At 61.2% G+C, this 20,986-nt stretch carries 14 protein-coding genes; 9 read left to right on the top strand and 5 right to left on the bottom strand.

Going from position 1 to position 20,986, the window contains the following annotated elements:
* Positions 1 to 53: 53 nt before the first annotated feature.
* The 3 genes from AACY36_RS20550 to aceE form a co-directional block, all read right to left on the bottom strand.
* Complete coding sequence (locus AACY36_RS20550; protein ID WP_339415596.1) at positions 54 to 2,744, bottom strand: putative bifunctional diguanylate cyclase/phosphodiesterase; 2,691 nt, start codon at positions 2,742 to 2,744, stop codon at positions 54 to 56.
* 316 nt (positions 2,745 to 3,060) lie between these two features.
* Positions 3,061 to 4,683 (bottom strand): dihydrolipoyllysine-residue acetyltransferase, encoded by a 1,623-nt coding sequence (gene aceF / locus AACY36_RS20545; protein ID WP_339427265.1) that lies wholly within the window; start codon positions 4,681 to 4,683, stop codon positions 3,061 to 3,063.
* An 11-nt stretch (positions 4,684 to 4,694) separates the two neighbouring features.
* Positions 4,695 to 7,340 (bottom strand): pyruvate dehydrogenase (acetyl-transferring), homodimeric type, encoded by a 2,646-nt coding sequence (aceE, locus tag AACY36_RS20540; RefSeq protein ID WP_339415598.1) that lies wholly within the window; start codon positions 7,338 to 7,340, stop codon positions 4,695 to 4,697.
* A gap of 383 nt (positions 7,341 to 7,723) precedes the next feature.
* Between aceE and glnE the strand changes: the two genes are divergently transcribed.
* The 8 genes from glnE to AACY36_RS20500 all read left to right on the top strand — a co-directional run bounded on the left by glnE (position 7,724) and on the right by AACY36_RS20500 (position 17,836).
* Positions 7,724 to 10,663: a bifunctional [glutamate--ammonia ligase]-adenylyl-L-tyrosine phosphorylase/[glutamate--ammonia-ligase] adenylyltransferase gene (glnE, locus tag AACY36_RS20535; protein WP_339427264.1), complete on the top strand. Its 2,940-nt coding sequence runs from the start codon at positions 7,724 to 7,726 to the stop codon at positions 10,661 to 10,663.
* A gap of 220 nt (positions 10,664 to 10,883) precedes the next feature.
* On the top strand, positions 10,884 to 11,918 hold the full coding sequence (gene waaF, locus AACY36_RS20530) for a lipopolysaccharide heptosyltransferase II (protein WP_339415600.1): 1,035 nt from the start codon (positions 10,884 to 10,886) through the stop codon (positions 11,916 to 11,918).
* Position 11,919: 1 nt separating this feature from the next.
* The gene (waaC, locus tag AACY36_RS20525) at positions 11,920 to 12,981 is read left to right on the top strand and encodes a lipopolysaccharide heptosyltransferase I (RefSeq protein WP_339415601.1); all 1,062 of its coding nucleotides are present in this window, start codon (positions 11,920 to 11,922) and stop codon (positions 12,979 to 12,981) included.
* Positions 12,981 to 14,105, top strand: coding sequence for a glycosyltransferase family 4 protein (locus AACY36_RS20520; RefSeq protein WP_339415602.1), 1,125 nt, complete (start codon positions 12,981 to 12,983; stop codon positions 14,103 to 14,105). The genes waaC and AACY36_RS20520 overlap by 1 nt, the downstream gene beginning before the upstream one ends.
* Entirely contained in the window at positions 14,102 to 14,908 is an 807-nt protein-coding gene (gene rfaP, locus AACY36_RS20515) for a lipopolysaccharide core heptose(I) kinase RfaP (protein WP_339415603.1), read from the top strand. Before AACY36_RS20520 ends, rfaP begins: the two co-directional genes overlap by 4 nt.
* Positions 14,908 to 15,642 carry a lipopolysaccharide kinase InaA family protein gene (locus tag AACY36_RS20510; protein WP_339497523.1) on the top strand — a complete coding sequence of 245 codons (735 nt, stop codon included), beginning with the start codon at positions 14,908 to 14,910 and terminating at the stop codon, positions 15,640 to 15,642. Before rfaP ends, AACY36_RS20510 begins: the two co-directional genes overlap by 1 nt.
* Entirely contained in the window at positions 15,639 to 16,391 is a 753-nt protein-coding gene (locus AACY36_RS20505) for a lipopolysaccharide kinase InaA family protein (protein WP_339415605.1), read from the top strand. The genes AACY36_RS20510 and AACY36_RS20505 overlap by 4 nt, the downstream gene beginning before the upstream one ends.
* Positions 16,391 to 17,836 carry a lipopolysaccharide kinase InaA family protein gene (locus AACY36_RS20500; protein WP_339415606.1) on the top strand — a complete coding sequence of 482 codons (1,446 nt, stop codon included), beginning with the start codon at positions 16,391 to 16,393 and terminating at the stop codon, positions 17,834 to 17,836. The genes AACY36_RS20505 and AACY36_RS20500 overlap by 1 nt, the downstream gene beginning before the upstream one ends.
* 7 nt (positions 17,837 to 17,843) lie before the next feature.
* Here AACY36_RS20500 and AACY36_RS20495 read toward each other — a convergent pair whose 3' ends face one another.
* Together AACY36_RS20495 and AACY36_RS20490 are read right to left on the bottom strand one after the other, a co-directional pair.
* Positions 17,844 to 18,110, bottom strand: a complete 267-nt coding sequence (locus tag AACY36_RS20495) for a hypothetical protein (protein ID WP_339415607.1) — start codon at positions 18,108 to 18,110, stop codon at positions 17,844 to 17,846.
* Between the two features lie 119 nt (positions 18,111 to 18,229).
* On the bottom strand, positions 18,230 to 20,332 hold the full coding sequence (locus tag AACY36_RS20490; protein ID WP_339415608.1) for a TonB-dependent receptor family protein: 2,103 nt from the start codon (positions 20,330 to 20,332) through the stop codon (positions 18,230 to 18,232).
* 198 nt (positions 20,333 to 20,530) lie between these two features.
* Between AACY36_RS20490 and AACY36_RS20485 the strand changes: the two genes are divergently transcribed.
* The gene (locus AACY36_RS20485; protein ID WP_339497521.1) at positions 20,531 to 20,887 is read left to right on the top strand and encodes a YceK/YidQ family lipoprotein; all 357 of its coding nucleotides are present in this window, start codon (positions 20,531 to 20,533) and stop codon (positions 20,885 to 20,887) included.
* The last annotated feature ends 99 nt before the right edge of the window (positions 20,888 to 20,986 follow it).

The raw sequence follows: 20,986 nt of genomic DNA, 5'->3' as shown, positions 1-20,986 counted from the left end.
GTTGAATTGGATAAGACGTCAGACCGCCAGTGTGCCCGAGTGTTACAGCGCTGTCAGGCGATTGGCCCGCGCGGATAGCGTTTGAGCTTCTCGAGCAGCTCTGCTCCGGGGATCGGCCGGTCAAACAGGTAGCCCTGGCCGACATCGCAACGGTGCCGGCGCAGGAACGCCAGTTGCTCGGCCGTCTCAATGCCCTCGGCCACGACCTTGAGCTTGAGGTTGTGGGCCATGGCGATCACCGCCGAGGTGATTTCCATGTCGTCCTGGTTATCCGGGATTTCGTGGATAAAGCTGCGATCAATCTTGATGATGTCGATGGGGAATTTTTTCAAGTAGCTCAGCGACGAGTAACCGGTGCCGAAGTCATCCATGGCCAGTGTCAGGCCAAAGCTTTTCAGCTGATCGAGTTGCAAGCGCGTGTCTTCGGTGGCTTCCAGCAGCAAACCTTCGGTCAGCTCCAGTTCCAGAAGGTTGGCCGGCAGTTGTTCTTCCTTGAGGATCGTGGCAATCGACGCGACCAGGTCCGGGTCAGAGAACTGCTTGGGCGACAGGTTGATCGCCACCTGCAGATTGCCCATGCCGGCGGCACTCAGTTGCTTGCTCATGCGGCAGGCCTGGCGCGCAATCCATTTGCCGATGGGAATGATCAGCCCGGTTTCTTCAGCCACGCTGATGAACTGGTCGGGACGGATCATGCCCTTTTCCGGGTGGTTCCAGCGCAGCAGCGCCTCCATGCCCAATAGGCGACCGCTACGCAGGCACAGCTTGGGTTGGTAGAACACGTCCAACTCGTTCTGGGTAAGGGCGCGGCGCAGGTTGTTTTCCACGAACAGTTTGTAGCTGGCTTCGGCATTCAGGGCTTCGGTAAACACTTGCACCTGGTGTTTGCCGTTGGCCTTGGCTTTGTGCAGGGCCAGGCCGGCGTTGCGCATCAGGGTTTGCGGATCGCGGCCATGCAGCGGCGCGCAGGCGAGGCCCACGGAGCCGGTGACGCTGATCAACTGATTATCGACGAACATCGGTTTGTCGAGGGTCGCGAGCAGTTGGCTGGCGACCTGCTGGCCGGTCTCCAAATCGGTGTCGTCGAGCAGCACTGCAAACTCGTTACTGGCAAAGCGCGCCAGGCTGCCGCTGGCGCTCAGGCTGTTGCGCAGGCGGCGCGCCAGGCTGATCAACAGTTTGTCACCGGTCTGGTGGCCAAGGCTGTCGTTGATTCGCTTGAAGTTATCGATGTCCACCAGCAACAGGCTGATCGGGCTGTCGCTGTCACGTGCAAAGCGTTCATCCAGGTTGCGGATAAACGAGGGGCGGTTGCCCAGGTTGGTCAAGTTGTCGGTGTAGGCCAAGCGCTCGATGCGCTGCTGGGCCAGCTTGGTCTGGGTGATGTCTTCGTAGATGCCGATGTAGTGCGTCAGCTCACGGTTATCGCCATAGACCTTGGAAATTGACAGTTGGCCCCAGTAGGGTTCGAGGTTTTTACGCCGGCTTTTGAATTCGCCCTGCCAGCTGTTGCTCTTGGCCAGGCTCGACGGTGCGTCGAACAGTAATTCGCTGAAGTTTTCCAGCGCCGGCAATTCGGCCAGGCGGTGGCCGTGGACTTCTTCGGCGCTGTACTGGGTGATCGCGGTAAAGCTCGGGTTGACGTACTCCACCACGCCGTCGCAGTTGACCAGCAAAAACGCGTTGGCGCTTTGTTCCACGGCACGCTGGAACAAGTGCAGTGCACTGGTGGCAGTGCGGCGGTTGTGGTTGTTGATGACTTGCGCGAACTGATCGGCCAGTTCGCCGGCAAAGGCGATTTCATCGGCCTGCCAGGCGCGCGTGCAGCTGCTTTGTTCCAGGCACAACACGCCGACGACCTGGCCATCGACGCGGATGCTCGCGTCGAGCATGGCGTGAATGTCTTTGTTCTCGACCATTTCCCAGGTACGTGGGTCGCGCAAGGCGTTGGTGGCGTCAATGGCGCGGCTGGTGTGCAGGGCTTCGAGGTAATCCGGGAAGCAGCTTGCGTCAATGGAGTCGGGCAGGTGGTGCTGCTGGTCGTCGCGGTGGTAGGCCGAGATGGGCACCAGCCGTTGGCCTTCGAGGTTCCAGATGCTGGCGCAGTCGATCTGGTAGATATCGCAGGCGCTGCGAGTGATCAGCTCAGCGGCTTCTTGCAACGAATTATTGATGGTGTAGCGTTGGCGGGCCAGCAGCAGAATCAACTCCTGCTGGGCACGCACCCGCTCCAGGTGTTGCAACTGTTCCTGCTGGGCGCGCTGGTTGAGCTCTAGTGCGATCTGCAGGCGGCTGTTCTGGTTTTCCAGGTCTGCCGTGGGCACGGCAGCAGCAGCGGGGAGTTCACTGAACAGGCCGTCGACCACCATCAGGTAGCCGCGCAGCAGGTGGCGATTGTGTTGTTTATAGGCTTCGCCCATTTCCAGCAGGCTCAGCGGACCATCATTGGTATGCAGGGTATAGCGCACCAAGTAGTGAGGGCTCAGGGCCAGTTGCTGCTGGATGGTGTCGTGCAGTTCATAGCGCGCCTGGGGTTCCATCAGGCTGGCGTAGGGCGTGCCGAGCAGGGCACACAGCTCAACGGCCGACACACCGAATTGGCGCTCGCAATTGGGGTCGAGGTAAAGGAGGGCCCAGCTTGCCTCATTCAGCCGCTCGAAACGCAGCATACCGAGGCGCGAAGGCACCGGTAACTGCGTCACTACCTCGGCCGCCATTCGGGCGACATCGGGTTGGCTTTTCATGGGGCAGACTCATTTGAAATAACGCGCACGGCGCCGGGCTTACGCCCTCTTTTCTGTTGCCTGCGGCAAGGTTGCATCATGCGGCGCGGGCTGACAAGAGAGGATGAAGGCTAAGTGCTATAAGGGTGTTATCGGCCGCGGGAGGGGTTTCTTCAATCGGAATGATGGAAGGTGTACAAACCTGTCTTCTTTATCCAGCTTCCTGCCGGGGAACAGGCAAAAAAAGCCCCGCCAAGTGGCGGGGTTGAGGTACGAGCGTGGCGCTCGGAAATCGGTGTAGCCAGGCCCCCTCGGTGAGGAGGAGGCCCGTTGAGGCTTACAGCAGGATGGTGCGGATGTCGTTCAGCAGTTGGCTCAAGCGCTGCGTGAAGCGAGCAGCAGCGGCACCGTTGATCACGCGGTGATCGTAGGACAGCGACAGCGGCAGCATCAGCTTAGGCTGGAACGCTTTGCCGTCCCACACAGGCTGGATAGTGGCCTTGGACACACCCAGGATCGCCACTTCCGGCGCGTTGACGATTGGCGTGAAGCCAGTGCCGCCAATATGACCGAGGCTGGAGATGGTGAAGCATGCGCCTTGCATGTCGTCTGCGGTGAGCTTCTTGTCGCGGGCCTTGGCAGCCAGCGCAGCGGCTTCGGCAGCGAGTTGCAGCAGGCTCTTCTGATCGACGTTCTTGATGACCGGTACCAGCAGGCCTTCCGGTGTGTCGACGGCAAAGCCGATGTGTACGTATTTCTTGCGAATGATCGCCTTGCCGCTTGGCGCCAGCGAACTGTTGAAGTCCGGCAGTTCCTTGAGCAGGTGCGCACACGCCTTGAGCAGGAGTGGCAGCACGGTCAGTTTCACGCCAGCCTTCTCGGCCACGGCTTTCTGCGCAACGCGGAAAGCTTCCAGGTCGGTGATGTCGGCCTGGTCGAACTGAGTCACGTGTGGGATGTTCAGCCAGCTCGCGTGCAGGCTCGACGCGCCGATTTGCATCAGGCGGGTCATCGGCACTTCTTCGGTTTCGCCAAAGCGGCTGAAGTCCACGGTGCGGATCGGCGGAATGCCCGAACCACCGGTAGCGCCACCGGCAGCCGGCGCTTCCTTGGCTTTTTGCATCATGGATTTGACGTAGACCTGCACGTCTTCCTTCAACACGCGGCCGTGAGGGCCGCTTGCCGATACGGCATTGAGCTCAACGCCGAATTCACGGGCCAATTGACGCACGGCTGGACCGGCGTGAACCTTGGCACCGCTTGGCGCAGGTGCGGCCTCGGCTTTTGCAGCAGGTGCAGGTGCAGCGGCAGCCGGTGCAGCTTCAGCTTTGGCGGCTGGAGCAGCGGCCGGTGCTGGAGCGGCAGCAGGTGCAGCGCCTTGCACTTCCAGCGTGAGGATAAAGTCGCCAGTGCCGACTTCATCTTCCAACTTCACTGCAATGCTTTTCACCACGCCGGCAGCCGGCGAAGGGATTTCCATGGAGGCCTTGTCGGACTCCAGGGTGATCAGCGATTGGTCGGCTTCAACGGTGTCGCCGACCTTGACCAGCAGCTCAATGATCTTGGCCTTGCCCGACGAGCCGATGTCCGGGACATGAATGTCCTGAACGCTGGCGGCGGCAGGGGCAGCCGCGGGGGCCGCAGGGGCCTCGGCAGCAGGTTTTTCAGCCGGTGCAGGTGCAGCAGCGGCAGCAGGAGCCGCCGCAGCAGGGGCCGCATCAGCGGCACCTTCGATTTCCAGTTCCAGCAGTTCGTCGCCTTCTTTCAGGCGGTCGCCCAGCTTCACTTTCAGGCTTTTGACCACGCCGGCCTTGGGAGCAGGGATTTCCATGCTCGCCTTGTCCGATTCCAGGGTCAGGATGCTCTGGTCGGCTTCGACAGTGTCGCCGACCTTCACAAACAGCTCGATTACTTCACCTTCACCGCTGCCGATGTCAGGTACGCGAATGAGTTCGCTCACAAAAAATCTCCTCAGCAGTCCAGTGGGTTGCGTTTTTCCGGGTTGATCCCGAACTTGACGATAGCGTCAGCCACCACCTTGGGTTCGATCTCACCACGGTCAGCCAAGGCTTCCAGGGCTGCCAACACCACGAAGTGACGGTCAACTTCGAAGAAGTGACGCAGCTTCTTGCGGCTGTCACTGCGGCCGAAACCGTCGGTGCCCAGGACTTTGAATTCCTTGGACGGGACCCACTGGCGAATCTGTTCAGCAAACAGCTTCATGTAGTCGGTAGAGGCGATCACCGGACCTTTGCGGCCGGCCAGGCACTCTTCGACGTAGCTCTTCGCAGGCTTCTGGCCTGGGTGCAGACGGTTGCTGCGCTCTACGGCCAGGCCGTCGCGACGCAGCTCGTTGAAGCTGGTAACGCTCCACACGTCAGCGCCGACGTTGAACTCTTCACGCAGGATCTTCGCCGCTTCACGCACTTCACGCAGGATGGTGCCGGAGCCCATCAGCTGCACGTGGTGCGCCGCTTCCTTGGTGTCTTCTTCGAGCAGGTACATGCCCTTGATGATGCCTTCTTCAACACCGGCCGGCATGGCAGGTTGCTGGTAGGACTCGTTCATCACGGTGATGTAGTAGAAAACGTCCTGCTGCTCTTCAGTCATCTTCTTCATGCCGTCCTGGATGATCACCGCCAGCTCATAGCCGTAGGTTGGATCAAAGGTGCGGCAGTTCGGGATGGTGGCAGCCAGGATGTGGCTGTGACCGTCTTCGTGTTGCAGGCCTTCACCGTTCAACGTAGTCCGGCCGGCGGTACCGCCGATCAGGAAGCCACGGGTACGGCTGTCGCCTGCTGCCCACGCCAGGTCGCCAATACGCTGGAAGCCGAACATCGAGTAGAAGATGTAGAACGGCAGCATCGGCTGGTTGTGGCTGGAGTACGAAGTACCGGCAGCGATGAAGGAGCTCATGGCGCCCGCTTCGTTGATGCCTTCTTCGAGGATCTGGCCCTTCTTGTCTTCCTTGTAGAACATCACCTGGTCTTTATCGACTGGCTCGTAGAGCTGGCCGACGGAGGAGTAGATGCCCAACTGACGGAACATGCCTTCCATACCGAAGGTACGGGCTTCGTCCGGGATGATCGGGACGATGCGCGAACCGATTTCCTTATCCTTGACCAACTGCGCGAGGATCCGCACGAAGGCCATGGTGGTGGAGATTTCGCGGTCGCCCGAGCCGTCCAGGATAGCTTTGAGGGTATCCAGCGGTGGTGTCGGGATGTTGAAGCTCTTGGCGCGGCGCTGCGGCACGAAACCGCCCAGTGCAGTGCGACGCTCGCTCAGGTAGCGGGCTTCGGCGCTGTTTGGCTCAGGCTTGAAGAACGGCAGGTTTTCCAGCTCTTCGTCCTTGACCGGAATGTCGAAGCGGTCGCGGAACAACTTCAGGCTGTCGACATCGACTTTCTTGGTGTTGTGGGCAGTGTTCTTCGCTTCGCCGGCACCGGTGCCATAACCCTTGATGGTCTTGGCCAGGATGACGGTGGGTTGTTCTTTATGGTTGACCGCTTCGTGGTACGCCGCGTAGACCTTGTACGGGTCGTGGCCGCCACGGTTGAGTTTCCAGATCTCGTCGTCGGACAGGTCTGCAACCATCGCCTTGAGTTCTGGCGTGTTGAAGAAGTGTTCACGCACGAATGCGCCGTCTTTGGCTTTGTAGTTCTGGTACTCGCCGTCGATGACTTCGTCCATGCGACGTTGCAGGATACCGTCGACGTCCTTGGCCAGCAGTGGGTCCCAGAAACGGCCCCAGATGACTTTGGTCACGTTCCACTGAGCACCACGGAACACACCTTCGAGTTCCTGGATGATCTTGCCGTTGCCGCGAACCGGGCCGTCGAGGCGCTGCAGGTTGCAGTTAATGACGAAGATCAGGTTGTCGAGCTTCTCGCGGCCAGCCAGGGAGATGGCGCCTAGGGATTCCGGCTCGTCACACTCGCCGTCGCCCAGGAAGCACCAGACTTTCTGCTTGCCTTCAGGGATGAAGCCACGGGCTTCCAGGTACTTCATGAAGCGTGCCTGGTAGATCGCTTGGATTGGACCCAGACCCATGGAAACGGTCGGGAACTGCCAGAAATCAGGCATCAGCCAAGGGTGCGGGTACGACGACAGGCCGCCACCGTCCACTTCCTGGCGGAAGTTGTTCATCTGGTCTTCGGTGATGCGGCCTTCCATGAACGCACGGGCGTAAACGCCTGGGGAGGTGTGGCCCTGGAAGTAGATCAGGTCGCCGCCGTGTTCCTCGGTCGGGGCCTGGAAGAAGTAGTTGAAGCCGATGTCATACAGAGTTGCACTGGAAGCGAAGCTGGAGATGTGACCGCCCAGGTCAGAATCTTTCAAGTTCGTGCGCATTACCATCGCCATGGCGTTCCAACGTACCAGCGAGCGAATGCGGCGTTCCATGAACAGGTCGCCAGGCATGCGTGCTTCGTGGGTAACGGGGATGGTGTTGCGGTATGGCGTAGTGATGGCGTAAGGCAGTTGCGAGCCGCTGCGGGTCGCGAGTTCGCCCATACGGGTCATCAGGTAGTGAGCACGGTCTTCGCCTTCTTTGTCGAGAACCGATTCCAGGGCGTCCAGCCATTCCTGGGTTTCGACGGGATCGAGGTCTTGCATGGCTTGCTCCAGGGCGGAAAGGCTACCAGAATCGGTTGCCTGAAGTTTGCGACTGGCCTTGTGGGCAGACGACATAAATTCTTGGATGGCCGAAGGTTGCTTCGGCGTCCTGTAGTTTTACTACAAATCGTCGGCCATTTCAGCCTTTCGAATGTATATACGAGTAGTAAAACTACACAAGACTGAGCGTATGGCTCGGTCTGGCTGGTGAGCATAATCGTTATTGTTGATCTTTTGCGAACAAGAAAAGGTGGAAGTTTAATGTTCCCTGCCAACAACTATGGTTTTTCAGCTATTTATAACCTTTGTTCGACAGTCCTTCATGTAGCGCCAGTATCACGTCCACAGCAACAAGCCATTTACGCGCTGATCAAGGATAGACCATGAGCCTTCCAATGCTGGCCGAACTGCCGGCCATTCTCTTGCCAAAAGCCCAGCGGGCCGAGCAGTCATTTCGTGACGCTGTGGCCGCGCTGGACGACGATCATGGACTCTCTGCGTGGACGCCGCAACGGTGGGCGGATTTCGTCCGCGTGTGCGCCGCCAGTGATTTCGTCATTGAACAGAGTGTTCGTGACCCTTTGATGTTGCTCGAGCTGGTGGCCTGGGGCGAGCTGGACCGGGGTTTCGCCCCTGGCGAGCTGTGTGGGCAAATTGCTGGCGCAGTGCAACAAGCCGAAACAGAAGACGAGCTGGGCCGTGTGTTGCGTCGCCAGCGTACTCGCCAGCAAGTGCGCATCATCTGGCGCGATTTGACCCGCCAGGCGGGCCTGGTGCAAACCTGCCAAGACCTTTCCGACATGGCCGACGCGAGCATCGACCAGGCCTACCTGTGGCTGTACCAGCGCCACTGCGCGCAGTTCGGCACGCCTACCGGCCGGCGCAGCGGCGAGCCGCAGCACATGGTCATCCTCGGCATGGGCAAGCTCGGCGCGGTGGAGCTGAACCTGTCGTCGGATATCGACCTGATCTTCGCGTATCCCGAAGGCGGCGAAACCGTCGGTGTTAAACGCTCCCTGGACAACCAGGAATTTTTCATCCGTCTTGGTCAAAAACTGATCAAGGCCCTCGACCCGATGACGGTTGACGGCTTTGTGTTCCGCGTCGATATGCGCCTGCGCCCCTACGGTTCCGCGGGCGCGTTGGTGCTCAGCTTCAATGCGCTGGAGCAGTACTACCAAGACCAGGGCCGTGACTGGGAACGCTACGCCATGATCAAGGCGAGGGTGGTGGCGGGCGACCAGGTGGCGGGTGCGCAACTGCTCGACATGCTGCGACCGTTCGTTTATCGGCGCTATCTGGACTTCTCCGCCATCGAAGCGCTGCGCACCATGAAGCAGTTGATCCAGCAGGAAGTGCGGCGCAAAGGCATGGCCGAGAATATCAAGCTGGGCTCTGGCGGTATCCGCGAAGTGGAATTTATCGCCCAGGCCTTCCAGCTGATCCATGGCGGCCGCGACCTCAGCTTGCAACAGCGGCCGCTGCTCAAGGTGCTCGGCACCCTGGAGGGTCAGGGTTACCTGCCGCCGGCGGTGATCGCCGAATTGCGCAATGGCTACGAATTCCTGCGTTATACCGAACATGCGATCCAGGCGATTGCCGACCGCCAGACGCAAATGCTCCCGGACGACCCGGAAGATCAGGCGCGCATTGCCTTTATGCTGGGGTTCGCCGACTGGGCCGCGTTCCATGAGCGCCTGATGTACTGGCGCGGGCGCGTGGATTGGCATTTCCGCCAAGTGATTGCCGATCCAGACGAAGAAGAGGGTGAAGAGAGCGAACTGGTAGTGGGCGGTGAGTGGTTGCCGTTGTGGGAAGAATCCCAAGACGACGAAGCGGCCTGCCGCCAATTGGCCGAAGGCGGGTTCACTGACGCGACCAAGGCGCTCAAAGTGTTGGCCGGCCTGCGCAGCAGCCCCCAACTGCGTGCCATGCAGCGCCTGGGCCGCGAACGCCTGGATGCATTTATCCCGCGTCTGCTCGCCCAGGCTGTCGAACACGCCAACCCGGACCTGGTGCTGGAGCGTGTGTTGCCGCTGGTGGAAGCGGTCGCTCGGCGTTCTGCCTATCTGGTGCTGCTCACGGAAAACCCTGACGCGTTGCGTCGCCTGTTGACCCTGTGCGCCGCCAGCCCGTGGATCGCCGAACAGATCACACGCTTCCCGCTGCTGCTGGATGAGCTGCTTAACGAAGGCCGTTTGTTCAAGCCGCCATTGGCGCCGGAGCTTGCGGCTGAGCTGCGCGAGCGCCTGACGCGCATCCCCGAGGACGACCTTGAGCAACAGATGGAAGCCTTGCGTCACTTCAAGTTGGCTCACCGCCTGCGCGTGGCCGCGTCTGAAATCGCCGGCAGCTTGCCGCTGATGAAAGTCAGCGACTACCTGACCTGGCTCGCCGAGGCCATCCTCGAGCAAGTGCTGGCCCTGGCCTGGCGCCAGACCGTCGCGCGCCACGGCTCGCCGCAGCGGTTGGACGGTACGCTGTGCGATCCTGGGTTCATTATTGTCGGTTACGGGAAAGTCGGCGGGATCGAACTGGGGCATGGTTCGGACTTGGACCTGGTGTTTATCCACGACGGCGACCCGCAGGCCGAAACCGATGGCGCCAAGCCGATTGATGGCGCGCAGTTCTTCACGCGCCTGGGCCAGCGGATCATTCACCTGCTGACCACCCAGACCAACTCCGGCCAGCTGTATGAAGTGGACATGCGCCTGCGGCCTTCCGGCGCCTCCGGGCTGTTGGTCAGTTCACTGGGAGCGTTTGATCGCTATCAACAAAATGAAGCCTGGACCTGGGAACATCAGGCATTGATCCGTGCGCGGGTGCTGGTCGGTAGCCAGGATGTGGGGCATGGGTTCGAACGGGTCCGGGCTAAAGTGTTGGGGCGGGAGCGGGATCTGGCGAAGCTGCGCCAGGAGGTGAGCGAGATGCGCGCGAAGATGCGTGACAACCTGGGTACCAAGACCACGGCGGCCGGCACTGGCGCCAATGCCTTCGAAGCCACGGCGGCGTTCGACCTCAAGCAGGACGCTGGAGGTATCGTCGATATTGAATTTATGGTGCAATACGCGGCTTTGGCATGGTCTGCGCAACATCCATCGTTGCTGCGCTATACCGACAATATCCGCATTCTGGAAGGCCTGGAGCAGGTGGGCTTGATGCCCGCCGCCGATGCCCACCTGCTGCGTGAGGTGTATAAGGCCTACCGTTCCGCCGCGCACCGCCAGGCCTTGCAAAACGAGGCCGGTACGGTGGCCGGGGATCAGTTCGCCGACGAGCGGCGCCAGGTGATGCGAATCTGGAAAGAACTGGGGTTAAGCTGAAACTTGATGAATTGAGCGACGCCGATCTGATGTGGAAACCGGCTTTATGTGGGAGCGGGCTTGCTCGCGGAGCAGGCGCTGCGGTCTGTCTATCGGGCTGCGGTGATGCCTTCGCGAGCAAGCCCGCTCCCACACAAACCGGTGTTCACACAAACCCGGTCTTATAGTCATTATCGAGGCGGGGAGGCATAAGCCTCCCCGCATCGTTTGTGGAAACTACATGAATATTCTGATCGTTGGGCCCAGCTGGGTCGGTGACATGGTGATGGCGCAGACACTGTTTCAGTGCCTGCGCATGCGCTACCCAGACTGCCAGATCGACGTGCTCGCCCCTGAGTGGAGCCGGCCGATCCTTGAGCGCATGCCCGAGGTGCGCAAGGCCTTGAGCTTCCCGCTCGGTCACGGTGCCCTGGAGTTGGCGACCCGCCGCCGCATCGGTAAATCCCTGGCGGGCGAATACAACCAGGCGATCCTGTTGCCCAACTCCCTCAAGTCGGCGCTGGTGCCGTATTTTGCCGGCATCCCCAAACGCACCGGCTGGCGCGGCGAGTTTCGCTACGTGCTGCTCAATGATGTGCGCAGGTTGGACAAATCCCGCTACCCGCTGATGATCGAGCGTTTCATGGCCCTGGCGTATGAGCCGGGTGCCGAGTTGCCCAAGCCGTATCCGCGCCCGAGCCTGCAGATCGACCCGGTCAGCCGCGACGCCGCCCTGGTCAAGTTCGGCCTGCAACTCGACCGTCCGGTCCTGGCGCTGTGCCCAGGGGCCGAGTTTGGCGAGTCCAAGCGCTGGCCGTCGGAACACTACGCCAAGGTCGCCGAGGCCAAGATCCGCGAAGGTTGGCAGGTGTGGTTGTTTGGTTCGAAGAAGGATCATCCGGTGGGTGAAGATATTCGCCAGCGCCTGATTCCCGGCCTGCGCGAAGAGTCGGTCAACCTCAGTGGTGACACGTCCCTGGCCGAGGCCATCGACCTGCTGTCCTGCGCCGATTCGGTGGTGTCCAACGACTCCGGCCTGATGCACGTCGCCGCCGCGCTGAACCGCCCATTGGTGGCGGTGTACGGCTCCACTTCCCCTGGTTTCACCCCGCCTTTGGCCGATAAGGTCGAAGTCGTGCGCCTGGGCCTGGAGTGCAGTCCGTGCTTTGAGCGCACTTGCCGTTTCGGTCACTACAACTGCATGCGCCAATTGCTGCCGCAACCAGTGAACGAAGCCTTGCAGCGGTTGCAGGGCTCTGTGGTCGAGGTCCGATAGTTTGCGCGTACTGGTAATCAAGACCTCATCCCTGGGCGATGTGATCCACGCGTTGCCGGCACTGACCGACGCAGCGCGGGCGATCCCCGGCATTCAATTCGACTGGGTCGTGGAAGAAGGCTTCGCCGAGATTCCCACCTGGCATCCGGCGGTCGACAAGGTCATCCCGGTGGCAATTCGTCGCTGGCGCAAAAACATCTGGCAGACCCTCAAAAGTGGCGAATGGCGGCGCTTCAAGCAGCAGGTCCAGTCGACCAAGTACGACCTGGTGATCGACGCCCAAGGCCTGCTTAAAAGCGCCTGGCTGACCCGCTATGTACGTGCCCCGGTAGCCGGTTTCGACAAGCACTCGGCCCGCGAGCCGTTCGCAGCACGCTTCTACTCCCGGCGCCTGGCCGTGGCCCCCGGGCAACATGCGGTGGAGCGTTTGCGCCAACTGTTCGCCGTGGCGCTGGGTTATGACTTGCCCAAAGGCTTGGGCGACTATGGCCTGAGCGTCGACAAGCTGCTCGGCCTACCGCCGAAAAAGCCCTTCGTCCTGCTGCTGCACGGCACCACCTGGGACACCAAGCACTGGCCCGAAACCTACTGGCGCGAGCTGGCCGAACGCATGGGGCGCCTGGGTGTGGACGTGAAATTGCCCTGGGGCAACGCCGCCGAAAAAGCCCGCGCCGAACGCTTGGCCCAGGGCCTGCAAAACGCCGAAGTACTGCCCAAGCTGAACCTGGCCGGTGTCGCCCGCGTATTGGCCGGCGCCCGCGCCTGCGTGGCGGTGGACACCGGTCTCGGTCACCTGGCTGCTGCGCTGGACGTGCCGACCATTTCCCTGTTCGGCCCGACCAACCCTGGCCTCACTGGTGCCTATGGCAAGGGCCAGATTCACCTGGCCAGCGACTTCCCCTGCGCGCCTTGCCTGCAAAAGCACTGTACCTATCAACCGACGGCCGACGACCTGCGTCGCTTCGACATCACGCGCGAGTCGCCCCTGTGCTTCACTCGCCTGAACCCTGAGCGTGTGGCAAGCCGACTGAGCACGTTGTTATTGGCTGAGGAGCTGCACTGATGCAACTGGCTTTTGTTCTGTACAAATATTTCCCCTTCGGCGGCCTGCAGCGTGACTTCATGCGCATCGCCCTGGAATGCCAGCAGCGCGGCCATCAGATTCGTGTCTACACGCTGATCTGGGAAGGCGATATCCCGCCCGGTTTCGAAGTGCTGGTGGCGCCGGTCAAGGCGTTCTTCAACCATCGGCGCAACGAGAAACTCAGCGCCTGGATGGAGGCCGACCTGGCCAAGCGCCCAGTGGACCGCCTGATTGGTTTCAACAAAATGCCTGGCCTGGACGTGTACTACGCCGCCGACGGCTGCTTTGAAGACAAGGCGCAAAACCTGCGCCATTCGCTGTACAAAAGCTTTGGCCGTTATCGCCACTTTGCCGAGTACGAGCGCGCGGTGTTTGCCAAGGATGCCAAGACCGAAGTCCTGATGATTTCCGAAGTGCAGCAGCCGCTGTTCATCAAGCATTACGACACCCCGCTGGAACGCTTCCACTTGCTGCCGCCGGGCATTGCCCAGGACCGGCGCGCGCCGCCGAACGCCGCCGAGATTCGCGAAGGTTTCCGCAAGGAATTCAACCTGGGCGCAGACGATCTGTTGCTGGTGCAGATAGGCTCCGGCTTCAAGACCAAGGGCGTCGACCGCAGCCTCAAGGCCGTGGCCGCCTTGCCATCGGAGCTGAAAAAACGCACGCGCCTGTTTGTAATCGGCCAGGACGACCCCAAAGTATTCCAGTTGCAGAGCGCCACGTTGGGGCTGGGCGATAACGTGCAGTTCCTCAAAGGCCGCAGCGATATCCCGCGCTTCCTGCTGGGCGCCGACCTGTTGATCCACCCGGCGTACAACGAAAACACTGGCACCGTATTGCTCGAAGCCCTGGTGGCAGGGCTGCCGGTGCTGGTCTCGGCGGTGTGTGGTTATGCCCACTACATCAACGAGGCCGACAGCGGCCTGGTACTGGATGAGCCGTTTGAACAAACGCAGCTGAACCAGTATTTGGCCCAGATGCTCACCGACACTGCACAGCGCGCGGCCTGGAGCCGCAATGGGTTGGCCTTCGCCGAGACGGCCGACCTCTACAGCATGCCGCAGCACGCGGCAGATGTGATTCTGGCGGAGCCAAAACGATGAAATTGATTCTTGCCGAACCGTTCAAGACGTTGTGGGCCGGGCTTGATGCCTTTGCCGAAGTCGAGAAACTGCAAGGCCAGGTATTTCGTGAGCTGGCGGCGCGTCGCACCTTGCGCACCGAGGTCGATGGCCGCCCGTTTTTCGTGAAAATCCATCGCGGCATTGGTTGGGCGGAAATCTTCAAGAACCTGATCACCGCCAAGTTGCCGGTGCTCGGCGCCGGCCTGGAGTGGGACGCCATCCACCGTTTGCAGGCACTGGGTGTGCCGACCATGACCGGCGTGGCGTTCGGCGAAAAGGGCAGCAACCCGGCGGACCAGCATTCGTTCATCATCACCGAAGAGCTGGCGCCGACGATCAGCCTGGAAGACCTGACGATCAATTGGGTTGCCGAGCCGCCTGCGCCTGCGTTGCGCCACGCCCTGACGGCTGAGCTGGCGCGCATGGTCGGTGATATGCACCGAGGTGGCGTCAATCACCGCGACTGCTACCTGTGCCACTTTCTGCTGGACACCTCGAAGCCCATTGATGCCAGCACGATCAAGCTGTCGGTGATCGACCTGCACCGTGCCCAATTGCGGGCCCATCTGCCGCTGCGCTGGCGCGACAAGGACCTGTCGGCGCTGTACTACTCGGCGCTGGAAATCGGCCTGACCCGCCGCGACAAGCTGCGCTTTCTCAAGGGCTACTTCCGCCAACCGCTGCGCCAGATCCTGGCCGAGCAATCGGCGTCGTTGAGCCTGATGCAGCGCAAGGCCGACAAGCTCTATGCGCGCAAGCAGCGTTACGGGGATGCGATCTGATGGCGGGTTGGAACCTGGAGCCTGCCTACGCCCACCTAGCGGATGATTTTGGAAGCCTCGAAGCCGTCTTTGCCCTGCAAGGCGAGCGGCTGACCCGCGACCCGCTGTCGGAGGTGGTCCGGGTGGAGCGCGGCGGGGTCAATTACTACGTCAAGCGCTACGTCGGCGCCGGCAAGGGCTTGCGGCGTTACCTGGGCAAGCCCCGGGTCAAGTCCGAATGGCAGAACCTCAAGCGCTTCGCCAAGTGGGGCATTCCCACTGCCGACGTGGTTGCCTGGGGCCTGGAACGCAAAGGCCTGGCCTACGACCGTGGTGCGATGATCACCCGCGAGTTGCCGAGGACGGAAGACCTGTCGGTGCTGGCCGAGCGTAATGATGCACGCCTGCGCGATCCGAAGTGGGTCGACGCGGTGAGCCTCCAGCTCGCTGAATACACGCGCACCATGCACGATCATCGGTTTACCCATAACGATTTGAAGTGGCGCAACCTGCTGATCGACGACCAGACCACCCTGTACCTGATCGATTGCCCCAACGGCGATTTCTGGCGCGGCTTCTGGCTCAAGTACCGTATTACCAAAGACCTGGCCTGCCTGGACAAGGTGGCCAAGTATCACCTGTCCGCCACCCAGCGCCTGCGCTTCTACATGCAGTACCGTCAGCGCCGGCACCTGAGTGCTTCGGACAAGCAGCGTATTCGCCACGTGGTGAAGTTTTTCGAGGGACGTGAATGAGTGATTTCCTGGCGGCTGAAGACCGTGCGCTGCTGGAGCGCAACGGCCTGGCGACGTTCGATGCCCTGTGGGCCAAACAACTGGATGCGGTGGACGAGCCGAATACCAGTCGCGGCGGCTGGAGCAGCGTGTTTCGCCTGGAGCTCGACGGCCACGGTTACTACCTCAAGCGCCAGAGCAATTACCTGACGCGCAGCCTGCACCGCCCCTTCGGCGAACCGAGCTTCTCCCGCGAATTCCGCAATATCAGCCGTTACCGCAAGCTCGGTATTCCTGCCTTGCAAGCGGCGTTCTACGGGGAGCGAAAAGTCGCTGGCGAACACCGCGCGATGCTGCTGACCCGCGCCCTGGACGGCTGGAATGACCTGGATTCGTTGCTGGAGCAGTGGCCTTCACTGAGCGATGCCCAGCACCGCGCGATCCTGCTGGCCTGTGGCCAACTCGCACGCCGACTGCACAGCGTCGGCCAAGTGCATGGCTGTTTCTACCCCAAGCATATTTTCCTGCAGGCCACCGGTGACGGTTATGCCGCGCAGTTGATCGACCTGGAGAAAACCCGCCCGCTGCTGTTCGGCTGGCGTGATCGGGTCAAGGATCTGGAGCCGTTGTTGCGTCGCGCACCACAATGGTCCGATGCGCAGGTCCGCCAACTGTTGGCGGCCTATCTGGAACAGCCTGAGGGCAGCGAGTTGGTCGCCACTTGGTTCCAGCGCCTTGGCGCTCGTCGTAGCCATAAGGAAAACCGTTGATGCGTTTGTCCGAGCTGAAAACCGCCGGCCGTACTCCCACCCTGCCGCTGACGATTGAACTGGTCGATGCGGCGGGCCCAGGCCAGTTGCAACTGCTGAGCCTGTTGCGTGTGCTGCCGGGCGAGCGCTACGTAGGCGCAGCGGTGTGGCGCGGGCGTCCGGTGCTGGCCAAGTTGCTGGTGGGCAGCAAGGCGGCGCGGCACTTTCAGCGTGAACTCAATGGCGTGCGCCTGCTCGCCGAGCAAGGCCTGACCACACCGTTGTTGCTGGCCGATGGCTTGCAGGAAGGCGAGGGCGGTTGGCTGTTGTTCGAATTTATCGAAGGCGCCGAGAGCTTGGCGGACGCCTGGCACGCGGTCGAAGGTCTGCCGCCCTTGGCTGACGAGCAAACTGCGGTGCTTGCCGAGGCATTGGGTGCTATTGCCCTGATGCACACTAAAGGCCTGTGGCAGGAAGACCTGCACCTGGACAACTTGCTGCGTCGGGACGGCAAGCTGTATTTGATCGATGGTGCCGGGATTCGCGTGGAAGAGGCGGGCAAGCCCCTGTCGCGCAACCGCGTACTGGAAAACCTTGGGGTGTTTTTCGCCCAATTGCCGAAGCATCTCGAGCCGTTTAACGAAGAGCTGCTGGTGTATTACCTGCTGGGCAACGGCGAGCACGCTTTGCCCTTGGAGGCCTTGGAGAAACAGGTGCGCAAGGTCAGCGCTTGGCGCCTGAAGGACTTTCTCAACAAGGTCGGTCGCGAATGCACGCTGTTCAGTGTGCTGCGCGGGCCGTTTGCCCTGCGTGTAACCCGTCGTGAGGAAGAAGTCGCGATGCTGGCGGTGCTGGAACAGGCCGATGCCTTGCTCGAGCAGGGCCACTTGTACAAGACCGGTGGAACCGCCACGGTGGCCAAGGCCGAAGTGGCGGGTCGCCCATTGGTGATCAAACGTTACAACATCAAGAGCTTTGCTCACTGGTTCAAGCGCTTCTGGCGCCCAAGCCGTGCCTGGCATTCTTGGCGTGAAGGCAATCGCCTGGTGTTCCTCGGTATCGCTACGCCCAAGCCGCTGGCTGTGCTGGAAAAGCGCTTTTTCGGCCTGCGCGGTCGCGCTTACCTGATTACCGAATTCCTGCCGGGGCCGGACATCATCGAGCGCTTTGCGCCTTACATTGAGAGCGGTGACGCGCCGGAGAACGAACTGCTCGCCCTGGATCACCTGTTCGCCGAGCTGATCCGCGAGCGCATCAGCCATGGCGACTTCAAGGGGCATAACCTGTTCTGGGACAAGGATCGCTGGTCGTTGATCGACCTGGATGCCATGCGCCAACACAGCACCCAAGCCAGCTTCGCCCCGGCGTTTGCCAGGGACCGCGCGCGGTTCATGCGTAATTGGCCGCAGGACAGTGCGTTGTATCAACTGATTGATCAGCGCCTGCCCAAACAGATCGAGGCCTGAAGGCCGGTTACTGAGCCTTGACCAGCGTCGTACGAATGTCGACCTTGTTCTGAGTATTGTCCTGGCTGGCGAAGAAGTACCCGTAGTCCTCTAGGTACATGACGGTGCTGGTGGCGCGGTATTGATCGCCAGCGGCGGTGCAATTGAGCGCTTTGGCATTGCCGCTCAGCGCCGAGTTGAGTGTGCTGGCCGCCAATTCGCGTTCCACGACGCAGGTCGAATCGCGGGACAGCAGGCGCTCCTCTTCGGCGGTAGTGCGACTGCGCTCCTTCACCTTGAGCCCCAGCCTAGCGCGACGATAATCGCGATGTGTTTCATGAGCGTTCCTTGCAGGCTAGAGGGGGATCAGGGCCTTTCGACCGCCCGCATCGCGGCTTGTGCGCGGCGCGCTGATCAGAATGGGTACTCCGCGCCCGCACCCGCATACCACGAGCGACCCGGTGCCGCTTCGTAGTAGCGGTTGTTGCCATCGCCGACGATCACCGAGCCGACGTACTGGCGGTCGAGCAGGTTATCCAGGCGCAGGGTCTGGTGGAAGGTCCAGTGTTCGACCTTCTGCTCGAAGCGCGCACGCCAGTTGAACACGCTGTAGGCCGGTGCGGCGTGTCGGCTGTTGGTGTCCTCGACGTAGACCTTGCTGCGGTAAATGCCTTCGATGGCGGTGCTGACCCAGTCGCGGGGCTTCCAGTTCAGTTCGGCGAACAGCGTGGTTTGCGGCACGCCGGGCAGGTAGTTGCCCTTGTCGACGGCGGTGCTGCCGCCGCTGACGAAGTCGCTGTCGTAAGTAGCTTGCAGGCGGGTGTAGGCGAGGCTGCTGCTCCACTGTTCGCTGAGCTGGCTTTCGAGGCCCAGTTCGAAACCGCGGCGCAGGGTGCGGCCGGCGTTTTGGTAAGTCGTGCGACCGCCGCTGGATTGCTGAACCACTAACTCGTCTTCGGTGGTGATTTGGAACACGGCAGCGTTGATGCGGGTGTCCTGGCCGACACGTGCTTTCAAGCCGACTTCATACTGTTTGCTGACCGATGGCTTGAGCGCGAAGTTGAAGCTGTTCGAGTTGCTTGAATAGGCGGATTCAGCTTGCGTCGGCGTTTCAAAACCTTTGCCGGCGCTCACGTAGCCGTGCAAGTCAGGCGTAAACGCGTACATGACGCTGACCGATGGCGTGTTTTTCTGGTAGGTCTTGCTGCCGCTGTCGTTGCCGTCGCTGAGGAAGTGGTCGTCCACGTCCATCTTCATGGTGCTGTGGCGAAGGCCGGCTTGCAGTGTCCAGTCCCCCAGTAGCCAGTTGGCTTGCACGAACGGGTCGAGGCTGGTGGCGGTGTCGATTTCATCACGGCCGAGTGCGCCTTTGACGCCGTGCACACCGTTAACGGTGTTGGAATAGCCTTGGCGATCATCCTCGCTGCGGTCGTAGTCGAGGCCGGCGATTAGCGTCAGGTCGCCGGGTGCGCTGGTGATGGGTTGCAGCCAGTGGACGGAACCGCCGTATAACTTGCGGTCGAAAGCCACCACACCGCCGCGAGCATTGGCGGGGTTTTTCGCGCCACTGGCGAACTTGTCAGGAATCGACAAATACTGAATCACACTCCGCCGTCCCGTATACGCATTCACCTGCAACGTCGCATCGCCGATATAGCGCTCGTAATTCATCCCCAATTGCTGATGATCGATACTTTTGCGCGTGTTGTACGTCAGCGCATTCGCACTCACCGAGCGTGGATCGGCCTTGTACGCTGACCACGTCTGCCCTAGCGGGTCCTGCGTGCCATTCTGCTCCAGGCTGCTGTAGATCAGCGCCAGCTTGCTGTCGTCATCCGGCTGGAAGTTGAGCTTGGCAAAGGTCTGGTCACGTCGCGCGCTGCTGTGGTCGCGGTAGCCGTTGGTGTCCATGCGCGAGGCGTCGAGCACGAAGCCTGCGCCGTGGGTGGCGCCCTCGGCGGTCAGGTGGTTTTTGTTCAGGCCGTTGCTGCCCACCAGGGTTTCGGCGCCGATGCGCGGCGGGCCTTCGCCGTCGCGGGAGAACATCTGGATCACCCCGCCGGCATTGCTGCCATACAGGGTGGCTGCCGGCCCACGCAGTACTTCGATGCGCTCGGCGGTGTCGAGGTTGAAGGTGGCAGCCTGGCCCTGGCCGTCCGGCGTGCTGGCCGGAATGCCGTCGGCGATCAGCTTGATGCCGCGCACGCCGAATGCCGAGCGGGCACCAAAGCCTCGGGAGGAAATCTGCAAGTCCTGGGCATAGTTCTGGCGGTTCTGCACCACCAGGCCGGGCACGCGGGAGAGGGCTTCGGAGGCATTGATGCCGAGTTGACCGTCGCTGATCTGTTCACGGTTGATGCCGTCCACCGAGTAGGGCAGGTCGAAGGTCGGGCTGGCGCTGCGTGAGCCGCTGACCACGCTCGGGTCGAGGACCAAAGGCGTGTCATCGGCCAGTGCCGTATTGCTCAGTGTGAGCAGGCCTTGCAGCAACAGGGTGAAGCGGGCGAGGGTGTTCATCAGTCAGCCGGAATCCGTGGCGCGCATAGGAGGTAAACGCGCAAAGGGGCGCGAGTTTAGTGAATCAGGCGAGTTTTATCATTTAGGAGTCGTCTTACGCAGCGAATCGGTGTTCCCGCCCTGGGTCGCCATCCGTTGTGATGTTAGCGTGGCCAGCCTTGGCAGTAACAATGGCTGAAGGGTCAAAAGGGTGGGGTCATGAGGATTACGTCGAAAGTCTTGTGGGTTGCGGTGTCTTTTTCGCTGGCCGGTTGCGGCACCATCAATACCGCCTTCCGACCCGACGCCGTGACCAGCCAGAACCTCAAGGACTCACGCAGCCATTGCGAAAACGTGCCGCGCATCTACAGCGGGGTGATCTACGGCTTTTGCACGCTCAATGGCGAGCCAGCGCCTGGCAGGAGCCTTAAGGACAAGAGCCTGATAGACCATGGGGGCAGCGTGTTGCCTATCCTCGCCGTGGAGTTCGTCGCCTCCGGCGTGCTGGACACCCTGGTGCTGCCCTACACCATTTACCGCCAGAATAGGGACGGCAGCATCCAGATCTTCCGCTGATCCCTCTTGACGCTTGTCGCTAACAGCTCCCCACTGCTTTTAAGCTATAATCCCGCCCTTTAGCTGTTTCCTGCCCAGGCAGGGGGCACACTTTTTTCA

The organism is Pseudomonas sp. EA_15y_Pfl1_P101 (assembly GCF_963970835.1).
GTDB classification, from domain to species: Bacteria; Pseudomonadota; Gammaproteobacteria; order Pseudomonadales; family Pseudomonadaceae; genus Aquipseudomonas; species Aquipseudomonas tritici.
Note: the sequence above shows the minus strand (reverse complement) of the source record. Positions and strands in the feature narration are given on the sequence as shown.